We start from the raw sequence: 12,562 nt of genomic DNA, 5'->3' as shown, positions 1-12,562 counted from the left end.
TTGGATTTTAACGGCAGGTGCTTATTCTCCCTTTTTGAGGAGCTGGTCGAAGCCATGAGCGTCGCACTCAACCAGGAGCATGTGAACGACACCGCGAAGCTGATGATCCATCGGCTTATTGCGCGGGCGATCGGTCGCGACCCTTCGTTGGTCGACAAGGCCAGGGTTTCCCTCGACCGGAGCTCGCAGCATTTCGAAGGCTATTCGTTCATTCGCGAATGGTCGGAACTGCTTGACCTTCCTACGTGCGAGATTCGTCGTCTTTTGGCGAGCCGCAGCGAAAGAATGACGCGTTTGCGCCTGTCATCGCCTTTCATCCTGGCTGACGGAATCGACTTCAGTAACACGGCGTTACGTCGCCGTATCTGGAGAGCAGCAAGACGCGTCGCTCAAGCGTCGCCGACATTCGCGGAGCCCCCGCGGATGGTTGCGTGAAGCAACCCTCCTTCGTCCGCACTTTTGAAGATCTTGTCGAGACAGTCCGGGCTATTGCGCGGCTGTTCAAAACCGACAAGGTCTTCATCATCGGAAGCCAGAGCATTCTCCTTTCGTGGCCCGACGCGCCGATTTTGCTGCGTACCTCGGGTGAGATCGACGCATACCCTGAAAATGCAAAAATTTGGGAGGTCACCCAAAAGGAGCTGGACCCCGAGTATCCTCCGGAAGCGTCCGAAGAGATCAACGCTTTCTTCGGGGAAGGCTCCGATTTCCACCGCGAGCATGGCTTCTATATAGATGGCGTCGATGAGAATACGGCGCGCTTGCCGCCCGACTGGACCAAACGGGCAATCTATCGGGAAGTCGAAGTTGATGGTCGGCAGGTTCTGGCTGTCGCGCCATGCCCCGAGGACGTCATCGTCTCGAAACTCGCCCGCCTGTCCGAGAAGGACAGGGAGTTCGTCGAGGCCTACCATGCCGCACGTCCGCTGAATCACGATCTGATCGTCGAGCGCATCAAGGCGACCCAGCTCGATCCGCCGTTCGAAGCGCAGGCCATAGCTTTTGTCGCACGGCTCAAACAAGGTCCCGCGTGATAAACCCAGGCGAACATGATCCTGGACTAACGATCAAGGTCTCAATGCATGGCCGCCAATGCACGCGTCGCCGAAGTGACGGCAATCGGCCGGCTTCTGGCGGACTACAACAACCTCGAAATCGGTCTGCTCCATTGCGTTCAGCAGGGCATCGGCGACTTCGATCGAGCCTTCAAAACGATGTTCGGCGTGAGAGGCGAGACCAAGCGCATCAATGCTGCCCAAAACCTTGGCCATCCTGCCTATCAGAAACTGGGCCTTGAAGCGGATTTCGATCTGGCGATCACGGCCATCCGTCGAGCTCTCCAGATCAGAAATCAATATGCACATTGGACGTGGTGGGACGATAGTTCCGGCCGGCTCGCGATCGCAAATCTCGAAGAGCTAGCGAAAGACTCGAACACAATCAGCGATTTCGATCGGCTGCTTTGCTGGCGGGATATGGCGACCGACCCCGCGCCAAGCCGTGCTGCGCGGTGCCTTGGCGCTCTACGGTTCCGATCGCAAGGCCGAGGCCCGGGAGCTGATATCCCTGTTGAAGTCCCAGGAAGTCTTCGAACAGGCGCTTACCGAGATCGTCAATGATCATTTCGGTATCAACAATTGGACGCCGTTTTAGGAGCTATCGCCGAAAGTTGGTGACGGCAGGAATCGGAAAGGCGGCATATCGTGGGGGTGCTTGACGCCTCCACTTCTCCACCGAAGGAGCGATATGCCGTGTCCAAAGATAACATTATCAAGCTGATTCAGCCAGGAAACGTCGACGACCAACTCACTGAAATCTTGCGCAACGGGGCGCGTGCCCTGTTGGCCCAGGCGGTCGAGGCCGAAGTCGCGGACTTTGTCGGCAAGCATGCCGATTTGAAGACCGGGGACGGCCGCCAGCGCGTGGTCCGCCACGGTCACCTGCCGGAGCGAGAGGTAATGACCGGTATAGGTCCGGTCGCCGTCCGCCAGCCGCGTGTGCGCGATCGCGAGGCGGCCGCCGCCGATCCCGATCGCATCCGGTTCTCGCCGTCGATCCTGCCGCCCTATATGCGCCGGTCGAAGTCGATCGAAACGCTGCTGCCGATCCTTTACCTGAAGGGGATTTCGACCGGCGACTTCTCCGAGGCGCTGGCGGCGCTGCTCGGCAAGGACGCGGCCGGGTTGTCGGCATCCGCCATCGGCCGTCTGAAGGACGGCTGGCTCGACGAGCACGCCGCGTGGCAGAAGCGCGATCTGTCGGCGAAACGCTACGTCTACATCTGGGCCGATGGCATCCATCTCCAGGCGCGCCTCGAAGACGAAAAGCAGTGCATCCTGGTGCTGATCGGGGCGACGCCGGAGGGCCGCAAGGAACTGGTCGGCTTCACCGATGGCGCCCGCGAGAGCGCGCAGGACTGGCGCGATCTGCTGCTCGACCTCAAGCGGCGCGGGCTCGAGGTGTCGCCGCGGCTCGTCATCGCCGATGGCGCGCTCGGGTTCTGGAAAGCCGCCGGTGAGGTCTGGCCGAAAACACGCGAGCAGCGCTGCTGGGTGCACAAGACCGCCAACGTGCTCGCCAAGCTGCCGAAGAGCCAGCAGCCGAAGGCCAAGCGCGCATTGCAGGAGATCTGGATGGCTGAAACCAGGGCCGCCGCCGAGCTGGCGTTCGACGCCTTCATCGAGAGCTATACGCCCAAATACGAGAAAGCGGCCGACTGCCTGAGCAAGGATCGGGACGCGCTACTGGCGTTCTACGACTTCCCGGCCGAACATTGGAAACACCTGCGGACGACCAATCCCATTGAAAGCACCTTCGCGACCGTGCGCCACCGCACGATCCGGTCGAAGGGTTGCCTGTCGAACAGGACCGCGCTCGCGATGGTCTTCAAATTGCTCGAAGGCGCACAAAAAAGCTGGCGTCGCCTCGATGGCCACAACCAGTTGCCAAAACTCGTTCTCGGTGTGACATTCAACGACGGGATCGAGGTCATCGCCAAGCCGACCGACCGTCAGCCCGTAACCGCCGCCGCCTAACCGGTCCGGCCGTCACCAAAATTTGGCGATAGCTCTCCGAATTACCGTGCGAGAGTGAGGCAAATGAAGCGGTAATTCGGAGACAGGACACTAGTGCGGTGGATCTGACGCTCGTATCAGTATTGCAGCGAACTCTTTATACGAGCGTCAGATCCAAAGCCGCACTGGAATCATAATCATGCTGGTATCCCTTTGGTTCTAACGTTCGTAGAAGTGCTCGTTGCATGGGAATACGAACGTTCGAACCGGGACACCGGTGTCCCGGTTCCAACGTGCGTATTTCATGAACTGCACGTCGACGAGCCGTCGCGCGTCAAGGGGCCGGCTTCGGTTCCGCGCACCAGGGCACCGGCAGGCGCGGCATGTAGGCCACGTTCCACTCGCAGATGTCTTGCGGGCCGCTGCGCTTGAGGGCGTAGCGGACCGGTTCGGCCTGGCTGATCGTGACGTGCAGGACCATCAGCGCGATGGCGATCGGGTAGGCGAGGCGCAACCGCGCGAGGTCGGCCAAGCGATCGAGCAGCACGGCGCCAGCGAGGATGATCAGCGGGTCGGTGAAGACGAAGTATTCCGATTTCAGTCCGCGGCGGACGCCGAGGGCGTCGATGCCGATGGCGGCGCCGAGGAGCAACGTGGCCTGGAGCGCCGCCTGCCGCTCGCCGCGGCGCCAGCCATAGATGATGCCGGGCAGGATCAGCCAGGTCAGGAAGACGGTCGGTCGCGGCGAGGAATAGAGCACGAAGGTGAGGCGCATCAGGACCAGCCGGATGCCGTCGAGAATGAGCCAGATTGTGGCGGCCGGACCGCCGCTCGTGGCGCTCGCCCCGGAGGCATCGACGTAGCTCAACATCTTCTCAAGAGGATTAAGAACGACAACGATGTCATTGATATTGTAGTTGAACAAAAGTGTGAGGAGAGCCAGGGAGGCGCCCGTCAGCATGGCGCCCATGCTGGTAATGGTTTCCGCGGCGCTGATGCGCCAGGTCAGGGCATAGGCCATCATGCCGGCGCCGCTCCAGGCGATCATGCCGGCCTGGACGATGCCGATTCGACCCGCCAGGGCTGGCTTGAGCCCGGCGGCGGCGAGCGCCGCCGGATCGAGGCCGCTGGCGACCAGCGGCGCTGCGGCGGTCACCGCCAGCGCGGCGACGAGAGCGGTCGCCAGGGCGGCCCCCCAACCGAAGCCGCTGCGCCAGAACGGCTTGCTGGCGCTCTCCGGGCCGCCGAAGGGCAGCAACAGCACCGGCAATGCCGCGATCAGCAGGATGGCGTGGACCTTGTTCTCGAGCGCCAGCACGCATAGCGCTGCCGCACTGCCCGCGACGAGGGGGCGCAAGGTGCTGGCGCGCCGGCCGGCGGCGATCAGCAGCATCAGAGCGAACAGGACGAAGCAGGCGGCGATCAATTCGCTGCGCAGGATGCGGAGGTGAACGGCGATGCCGCCGGAAAAGGCGAAGGCGAAGGTGGCAAGCAGGGCGACCCGCCAGTCGCGCACCAGCCGCCGCACCAGAACGGCGAAGACCGACACGAATGCCAGTGTGGTGGCGAAGCTGACGAGACGCGCCGCGCGCACCACATGGGTCATGGCGGCGTCGAAGGCCGCGACGTCGCTCGCCGGCGGCAAGGTGCCGAGCGAAGCGGCGTCGAGCAGGCCGAGCGTATGCAGCGCCTTCAACCAGAGCCGGACCGCGACGATGGTCAGATAGGCCGGGTGGTCGAAGAATTGTTGCGGCTGGCCGTCATTGAGCGCCAGCGAACTGTAGATCACCATGAAGTCCATATCGGCATGACGCCAATAGACCGTGGTGTAGCCGAGCAGCGCAAATGAAGCGGCGAGCGCGAGGAGGATCGCGGCGAGACCGCCGGACCAGCCGAGGCCGGTGAGGCGGTCAAGGGCGTCGGTGGCCGGCCGGCGGGAGGTCGGCGAAAGTTCCGTCGAAAGGCTATCCATGCGTTGGACGTTCTAGTGTGGCGTCTCGCAATTGCCTATGCCCTTTGCGGCAAGCCCCTGTCGGCAATTGCGAGACATAAGCCACACTAGTGTCCTGTCTCCGAATTACCGCTCCATTTGCCTCACGCTCGCACGGTAATTCGGAGACATAAGGACACTAGAAAAATCAAAGCGCTAGTGTGGCTTATGTCTCGCAATTGCCTACGAGAGACTGGCCGCAAAGGCGGTAGGCAATTGCGAGGCGCCACACTAGTGTGGTGGATCTGACGCTCGTTTCAGTATTGCTGCGAGTTCTTCGAACGAGCGTCAGATCCAAAACCACACTAGAATCATAATGATGCTAGTGTCCCGATGTCTCCGAATGACCGTGCGAGGGTGAAGCAAACGAAGCGGTAATTCGGAGACGGGACACTAGGGCAGCATGGCCGGGCAGGCGAGCGCCCGGAACGGCGATGTCGCCCAAATCAAAACATCAGCGCAGCTGCATGATGAAATCGGTGCCGAGGCCGGTTTCGCTGCCCGGGCCGAGATCCGAGACGATGATCGAGGTGCCGGTGGCGAGCGCACTGGCGATCCTGATCCGGGCCTCCTCGGGAATGGCAAGACGGTCGAGCGCCTCGGCAGGGGTCGTCTGCGGTGCGGTGGGCGCTGTGACGTCCTGGACGAGGTGTCGGCCGCGGCGGTCGGTAACCTCGATGCGCCGCCGCGCCCCGGCCGGCAGCGAGACGACTGACCAGCGATAGCTCCCGGCTTCGGCGCCATCCGGTCGCGCGGTGAAGATGTGGGTGCCGAGCGGCCTGTCGCCGGCGGCGAAGGTCATCGGCACGTCGAACCAGGGCTCGAAATTCTGCCGCACGTAGAGACGGTTGTCCTTGCGACTGATCAGGACGGCGACATGGCCGGTGCGCTTCGGTGCCGGCGGCGCTTCGTCCCTGGTTGGGGCCGCGGCGTCGGGCAAGCCCTTGTTGGGTGAGGCCGCCGCGGCCGGTCCGGCCGTCCGGTCCTGATCCTTGGCTTCGGGGGCGGACTTCGGCTCGGTCTTGACGTCGGCGGACATTGTTATTGTTTCGGGCTTGGTCTCGAGCCCGGCCTCGCTTTTCGCGCCGATGCCCGCATCGGGCGTGGTGTCGATCTTGGTTTCAGTCTTGCCGTCGGCCTTGACCCCGTCGGCCTGTCCGGCGCTCGGGTTCGTGTCCTGGTCCTGGTATTTCGTCGCAGTGTCGGCCGCCACCGGGGCCCTGATGCCACCCTCAGCATCGGCAACGCGAATGCGGACGGCGCCACCAGCGGCGGTCGTTGCCGTGCTGTCATGGGGCGTCAGCCGCAACTCTGCGCGATCGAGCGAGGGAAGCGAAGCGCCCTCGTTCGCAGCAGCCGAGCCGGGGAAGGTCGCCGCCGCCACCACGGAGGACGCTGTCGCCGGTTCGGCCTTTGCCGCGATCTGCTCGGCATGCGCCAAAAGTACCGGGTGGCTGATGTCGGTGGGCGTCAATTCGCCCGGGGCGACGATGACCCGCGCGCCGAGCCTGCTCCAGCTCCACAATTTGGTGGCGAACGCCGTCGGCATGCGGATGCAGCCGTGGGAGGCCGGATAGCCCGGCAGGACGCCGGCATGGAGGGCGACCCCTGACCAGGTGATGCGCTGCATGTAGGGCATCGGCGCGCCGCTGTAGATATTGGAGCGGTGCCACTTGCTCTTCTGAATGATGCTGAACACGCCCATGGGCGTCGAATGGCCGCTCATGCCGGTCGACACGGGCGTCTCGGCGAGCAGCCCGTTGGCGTCGAACACGCGCAGGGTTTGCTTGTCGATCGAGACCACGATGATCAGTGGCCCGTTCGGCTTGGCGAGATCCTTGGGCGCCGCGGCGAGGCCCGGATAATGCGGTTTGGGCTTCCTGATCCGCTTGGGCTGGGGCGGTGCCGGCTCGACATATTCGAAGGTCTGATTTGGCCAGAACACGGTGTAGGCATGCGCGGGCGCCGTCAGAAGAAATGTGGTCGTCAGCGACGCGGCCAATGCCGCCGCGACGCCCGGTCCGCCCCACCGCCCATTCCGAACCGCTCGCCCATTTGCAGTTGCCGTCACGCTCAAGCTCCCAACTATCTCGCCATGAGTATCGCTGGCCGCAATTGGGTTCACAGCGGCCGGACCAGTTGTCTGCTTCCGAAGTTCGTTGGACGAGATGGGGCGCTGGTCATTCGCTTTGTCCGTCTGCGGCCAGGTGGGAGCGAACGTCAAATCCACCCCACTGGAATGTTAGATTCGCAAGCAAATTGAACTCAAATGTCTGACGCCATCTTAACGAGCCGGCCGCCTTCCGAATCCGCTCCAGCATGCCTACATGGCGTTGGCCGGCGGCGATATGGAACTCAACTGTCACGTGTCGACGGCGACGGTTCACGCGAAGGATGAAGTAAATGAGAATCAGTCGCTGGAATCATGGTCTTACTGCGGCATCTTGGCGGCGTTTGCTGGCCCTGTGTCGTGGCTGGCGGCTCGGCGCGAGCGCGATGGCGCTCGGCATGGTTGCGCTGTCGGCGGTGACTCCGGCGCGCGCGGCCGACGAGCCGGACCTGATCTTCCGTCGCTCGACGGTCTTCAAGCTGCTCACGCCCAACGACAAGCTCGCCACCTATGGCATCGATGATCCGGAGGTCGAGGGCGTCGCCTGCCACTTCACCGTGCCCGAGCGCGGCGGCATCAAGGGATGGCTCGGCATTGCCGAGGAGGTGTCCGACATCTCGCTGGCCTGCCGGCAGATCGGCCCGATCCGTTTCAAGTCCAAGCTGTCCCAGGGCGACGACATGTTCCGGCAGCGCCGCTCGATGTTCTTCAAGAAGATGCAGATCGTCCGCGGCTGCGACGCCAAGCGCAACGTGCTCGTCTACATGGTCTACTCGGACCGGCTGATCGAGGGCTCGCCGAAGAATTCGACCTCATCGGTGCCGATCATGCCCTGGGGCGCCAGCGACACGGTGCAGAAATGCGGGCAGTTCTTCAGCGAGTGACCCGGTCCTAACGTTCGTATCCCATTGCAGCGAGCACTCATACGAGCGTCGGATCCACCGCACTGGTCAGCGCTTGACGCAGACGCGGGTGCGCAGGATGCCCTGGGGCGTCAGCTGCGACGCGGTGACTTCCTTGATCTGGCCGGTGGGACAACTTCCGTCATCGACCCGAACCCTCTGGCCGAGTCGCATCTCGCCCTCGGCCGGCTCGCGCATCAGGACAGCGGCGGCGCGCGCTGCTTGCGATCCAATCTCCGCGGACCCGATCACGCAGGCCATCAGCACCAGAAATAGTCTCACGGTCGACATCATCTGCCCCCCGGTCGTGAGCGCCCCGACGCTGAGTGCCCGATTCTCGCCGCTCGCTCCATCATCAACTCGTGTCGAGGACGTCGTCAGGACAGCCGGTGCGGTGGATCTGACGCTCCTGACGCTCGTATCAGCATTGCAGCGAGTCATTCATGCGAGCGTCAGATCAAAAACCACCCTACAATCACAATGATGCAAGTCTCCCTTCGGTTCTACCGTTCGTTTAGGTCCATGCGGCCACGGTATATGAACGTTCGAACCGGGATACGAGCTTGATTCCTCATCCCATGACCGACATCAGTTTTGGAGATCCGATCGTGTCACCGCAGAGCACCGCCCAGGGGATCGGCCGCGGCCTTGTTGTTGCGATGGCGGCGGCGGCCGGCATCGCGGTCGCCAACATCTATTACAACCAGCCGATGATGGGACTGATCCAAAGCGAGCTGCCGGATCCGCTGTCCACGCTGGTGCCAACCGCGACCCAGATCGGCTATGCCGCCGGGCTATTTCTCCTGGTGCCGCTCGGTGACCTGATCGAGCGCAAGCGTCTGATCGCAGCGCAGTTCGTCGCTCTTGCGCTGGCGCTGGCGGCCAACGCCGTCGCGCCCAATGCCTCGACGCTGGTGGTGGCCTCGGTGCTGACCGGGATGATGGCGACCGTGGCCCAGCAGATCGTGCCGTTCGCCGCGCATCTGGCGCCAGTGCCGCGCCGGGGCGCCACGGTGGGTATGGTCATGGCCGGGCTTCTCAGCGGCATCCTGCTGAGCCGTACGCTCGCCGGCGCGGTAGCGGCGCATTTCGGCTGGCGCGCCATGTTCTGGCTCGGCGTGCCGCTGGCGCTCGGTGCGGCGGCGGCGATGGCGCTGCGCCTGCCGCGCAGCCGGCCGGAAGGCGGTGTCAGTTATCCGGCGCTGATCGGATCGATGTGGGCGCTGTGGCGCGAATTGCCGGCACTGCGCCTCTCGACCATGACCCAGTCCATGATCTTTGCCGCGTTCAGCGTGTTCTGGACCATTCTTGTGTTCCGCCTGCAGGAGCATTTCGGTCTCGGCCCGGATGTCGCCGGCCTGTTCGGCATCGTCGGCATGGTCGGCATTCTCGTCGCCCCGGCGGCGGGCCGGATGGCCGATCGCCGCGGTCCGCGCCCGGTGATCGTGACCGGCGCGGTGCTGGTGGTGGTCGCCTGGGCGATCTTCGGGCTCTGGGCATCGATCGCCGGCCTCGTCGTCGGCGTCATCCTGCTCGACTTTGCCAGCCAGGCGGTGCTGATCTCCAACCAGCACATCGTCTATGCGCTGCGACCGCAGGCGCGGGCGCGACTCAACACCATCTTCATGGGACTGATGTTCGTCGGCGGCGCCATTGGTTCGGCGACCGCCATGGTGGGCTGGCGCCAAGGCGGCTGGACCGCCGTCACCGCGCTCGGACTGATCTATTCGGGCATCGCCGTGGCGCTGCAGCTCGCCGCCAGGCGGACGAAGTGAGGCCGTGACGCCTCGGCCGCAGCGCCGACCGTCCGTCGCTCTGTCCCTTCAGTGGGCGATGCGCTCCACCGCGATCGCGGTGGCTTCGCCACCGCCGATGCACAAGGCGGCGATGCCGCGGCGCAGCTTTCTCGCCTCCAGCGCATGCAGCAGCGTCACGATCAGCCGCGCGCCGGTGGCGCCGATCGGGTGGCCGAGCGCGCAGGCGCCGCCATTGACGTTGAGGCGGTCGCGATCGATGCGGAGATCGCGGGCGGCCGCCATGGCCACCACGGCGAAGGCCTCGTTGATCTCGAAGAGATCGACGTCGCCGGCGCGCCAGCCGACCTTGTCGAGCAGCTTACGGATCGCTGGAATGGGCGCCGTGGTGAACCATTGCGGCTCCTGGCTGTGGGTCGCATGGCCCTTGATCTCGGCGAGGGGGCCTCGCCCCGCGCGCTCGGCCACTGAGCGTCGGGTCAGGACCAGGGCGGCGGCGCCGTCGGCGTTGGCCGAGGAAGCCGCCGGCGTGATCGTGCCATTGGCGCGGAAGGCGGGCTTGAGCGCGGGGATCTTGCCGGGGTCGACCTTGAGCGGATGCTCGTCATTGGCGACGATGCGCGGGCCGGCTTTTTGCTGGATCGTGACCGGCGCTATTTCTGCGCGGAAGGTGCCGCTCTCCACCGCCGCACGTGCTCGCCGCAAGGTTTCCATGGCATAGCTGTCCTGATCCTCGCGGCTGAACTGATAGGCTTCGGCCGTGGCTTCGCCGAAGTCGCCCATCGACCGGCCGCTCTCATAGGCGTCTTCGAGGCCATCCATCAGCATGTGGTCGATGATGCGGTCGTGGCCCATGCGATAGCCGCTGCGCGCCTTGGCGAGCAGATAGGGCGCATTCGACATGCTCTCCATGCCGCCGGCGATGACGATGCCGGCGGAGCCCGCCGTCAGGAGGTCATGCCCGAGCATGGTGGCCTTCATCCCCGAGCCGCAGACCTTGTTGATGGTGGTTGCGCCGGTCGCATCCGGCAACTGCGCGGCGCGCGCTGCCTGGCGTGCCGGCGCCTGCCCCTGGCCGGCGGGCAGGACGCAACCCATCAGCACCTCGTCGACCTGCTCCGGGGCGAGGCCGGCGCGGTCCACCGCCGCCGCAATCACATGAGCACCAAGCCGCGGCGCGGCGATGCTCGCCAGTTCGCCCTGGAAACGGCCGAGCGGGGTGCGCACCGCGGACAGGATGACGACAGGATCGGAAGCCATGGCGGAATTCCTCGGGCATAATAAATGATGATCGTCATATAACGTGGCTTGCCGGCGGCGGCAATTGCCGGGGCGGCAGGGCGGAGGGTCCGGCCTGGCATGCCAGCGGGCGTGTGCCCATGGAGCCTGGAGCGGTGACTTGCCGGCGGAATTGCGGTTAAGGAAGGTCTAAGACTTGTTCGCCGGATCGCGCGCCGTGCGGTGCCGTGCCGTGCGCTCGCCGAGGCCGAGCGGGCCAACCTCCTGGCGCTCAACGCCATCATCGATGCCAAGGTTGACTGGCTGGTCGGACGCATTACCGACAAGTCGCCGACCGTGATCCGGCGCGGCAAATACGCCATGCGGGCGATCGCGGCGATGTCGTTCGACGAGGCTATCACCTACACCGAGAGCCAGATCGCGCTGCTCGCCATGACCGAGGATGCGAAGGAGGGGCTCGCCGCCTTCGCCGAAAAGCGGCGGCCGGACTGGACCGGACGCTGAGGTCTTCGCGCCGTCGCTTTTGTTCAGGCCGGCGCTTTCGGCACTTCCTCTTCGTTGTGGGTGTGCAGCAGCTCCAGCAGCCGCTTGCGCATCAGCATGCCCGGCCGGTCGGACGGCATGTGCATCTCGATCTTGCGGCCCATGTCGACGATGGCGTCGGGGTCGGTCGATTCCAGGATGTCGCGGTCCTCGGCGATGATCGCCGCATCCCAGTCGATCAATTCCTGCGCCGGGCAGTCCGCCTCGGTGTCGTTGCGGAACAGGAGCTGCACCACCTGGATCTGACCGTCTGAGATCGGGGTCGCGCAGTTGAAGATGATGTGGCGGATGCCGGAGGGGTATTCCATGTCGAGACGCCGGCAGAACGGCATGTACCACTTGTTGCGCATGTGCCGCCTGGTGGTCGGCTCGCTGGTGCCGGTGATCCGCACCGCGCTCGGCGGATTGCGGACGGTGACGACGGTCTCGGCCTCGAAGCCGTAATCGGTCTCGACGATCTCGTATTTCTCCGGCCGGGGCTGACTGATGTCGCCGAAGGTCGCCTTGTGCACGAAGGCGAAATGGGCGTTGTCGAACGAGTTCTCCATCAGCCGCAGCGCCGCCGTGTTCCACTTGTCGTAGAACTGAAAGATCCGCCGATAGCCGCCCTCGCGATCTTCGGGGATGTCGGGAATGTCGGCCAGCGGCTCGTCCAGCGCGACCCAGACATAGCCATAGCGGCTTCGGGTGCGGAACGATCGTGCCCTGGTCTCCGGCACCGGCTGCTCGAACGGGAATTGCGGGATCATCACCAGCTTGCCGTCGCGGTCGTATTCCCAGCCGTGATAGCCGCAGACGATGTTGCCATCCCGACACCAGCCTTTCGACAGCTTGGCGGTGCGATGACAGCAGCGGTCCTCGAGCGCCGCGGGTTCGCCCTTGGCGTCAAGGAACAGCACGATCGGCTCGCCCAGCAAGGTGAAAGGCTTCGGCCCGTCCTTGAGGTGGTCGAGCGGCATGATGGCGTACCAGAAGCGGCGCAGCACCGGCTGCTTGGTGTTCAGCATGGG

The 12,562-nt window shown here is 64.4% G+C and carries 11 protein-coding genes and 1 pseudogene; 7 read left to right on the top strand and 5 right to left on the bottom strand.

What is annotated here, in order from left to right:
- The first annotated feature begins 54 nt into the window (after positions 1-54).
- The 4 genes from DB459_RS23355 to DB459_RS23340 all read left to right on the top strand — a co-directional run bounded on the left by DB459_RS23355 (position 55) and on the right by DB459_RS23340 (position 3,035).
- Positions 55-435, top strand: coding sequence for a hypothetical protein (locus DB459_RS23355; protein ID WP_253708574.1), 381 nt, complete (start codon positions 55-57; stop codon positions 433-435).
- On the top strand, positions 432-1,034 hold the full coding sequence (locus DB459_RS23350) for a DUF6036 family nucleotidyltransferase (protein WP_253708572.1): 603 nt from the start codon (positions 432-434) through the stop codon (positions 1,032-1,034). The genes DB459_RS23355 and DB459_RS23350 overlap by 4 nt, the downstream gene beginning before the upstream one ends.
- Before the next feature lie 48 nt (positions 1,035-1,082).
- Complete coding sequence (locus DB459_RS23345; RefSeq protein ID WP_253708570.1) at positions 1,083-1,619, top strand: hypothetical protein; 537 nt, start codon at positions 1,083-1,085, stop codon at positions 1,617-1,619.
- A 132-nt stretch (positions 1,620-1,751) separates the two neighbouring features.
- Positions 1,752-3,035 carry an IS256 family transposase gene (locus tag DB459_RS23340; RefSeq protein WP_253707724.1) on the top strand — a complete coding sequence of 428 codons (1,284 nt, stop codon included), beginning with the start codon at positions 1,752-1,754 and terminating at the stop codon, positions 3,033-3,035.
- Between the two features lie 313 nt (positions 3,036-3,348).
- On the opposite strand, the gene DB459_RS23335 is transcribed toward DB459_RS23340, so the two are convergent.
- Together DB459_RS23335 and DB459_RS23330 are read right to left on the bottom strand one after the other, a co-directional pair.
- Positions 3,349-4,986, bottom strand: coding sequence for a hypothetical protein (locus DB459_RS23335; RefSeq protein ID WP_253708568.1), 1,638 nt, complete (start codon positions 4,984-4,986; stop codon positions 3,349-3,351).
- A gap of 472 nt (positions 4,987-5,458) precedes the next feature.
- On the bottom strand, positions 5,459-7,075 hold the full coding sequence (locus DB459_RS23330) for a L,D-transpeptidase (RefSeq protein ID WP_253708566.1): 1,617 nt from the start codon (positions 7,073-7,075) through the stop codon (positions 5,459-5,461).
- A 425-nt stretch (positions 7,076-7,500) separates the two neighbouring features.
- Here DB459_RS23330 and DB459_RS23325 point away from each other — a divergent pair, with 425 nt between their 5' ends.
- A complete protein-coding gene (locus tag DB459_RS23325) occupies positions 7,501-7,998 on the top strand; it encodes a CreA family protein (protein ID WP_253713676.1) in 498 nt (165 codons plus the stop codon).
- A 66-nt stretch (positions 7,999-8,064) separates the two neighbouring features.
- On the opposite strand, the gene DB459_RS23320 is transcribed toward DB459_RS23325, so the two are convergent.
- On the bottom strand, positions 8,065-8,298 hold the full coding sequence (locus DB459_RS23320; RefSeq protein ID WP_253708564.1) for a DUF6719 family protein: 234 nt from the start codon (positions 8,296-8,298) through the stop codon (positions 8,065-8,067).
- 296 nt (positions 8,299-8,594) lie between these two features.
- Here DB459_RS23320 and DB459_RS23315 point away from each other — a divergent pair, with 296 nt between their 5' ends.
- Positions 8,595-9,791 carry an MFS transporter gene (locus tag DB459_RS23315; protein WP_371926807.1) on the top strand — a complete coding sequence of 399 codons (1,197 nt, stop codon included), beginning with the start codon at positions 8,595-8,597 and terminating at the stop codon, positions 9,789-9,791.
- Between the two features lie 48 nt (positions 9,792-9,839).
- Here the strand turns inward: DB459_RS23315 and DB459_RS23310 are convergent, their stop codons facing one another.
- Positions 9,840-11,030 (bottom strand): acetyl-CoA C-acyltransferase, encoded by a 1,191-nt coding sequence (locus DB459_RS23310; protein ID WP_253708562.1) that lies wholly within the window; start codon positions 11,028-11,030, stop codon positions 9,840-9,842.
- 255 nt (positions 11,031-11,285) lie between these two features.
- On the opposite strand from DB459_RS23310, the pseudogene DB459_RS23305 reads away from it, so the two are divergent.
- A pseudogene (locus DB459_RS23305) lies at positions 11,286-11,513 on the top strand (enoyl-CoA hydratase/isomerase family protein); the annotation flags it as partial.
- Positions 11,514-11,536: 23 nt separating this feature from the next.
- Here the strand turns inward: DB459_RS23305 and DB459_RS23300 are convergent.
- Positions 11,537-12,559: an aromatic ring-hydroxylating dioxygenase subunit alpha gene (locus tag DB459_RS23300; protein ID WP_253708560.1), complete on the bottom strand. Its 1,023-nt coding sequence runs from the start codon at positions 12,557-12,559 to the stop codon at positions 11,537-11,539.
- Between the last annotated feature and the right edge of the window lie 3 nt (positions 12,560-12,562).

Origin of the sequence: Bradyrhizobium sp. WD16 (genome assembly GCF_024181725.1) — a bacterium.
Lineage (GTDB): Bacteria > Pseudomonadota > Alphaproteobacteria > Rhizobiales > Xanthobacteraceae > Bradyrhizobium_A.
This window is presented reverse-complemented; position numbering and strand designations above follow the sequence as displayed.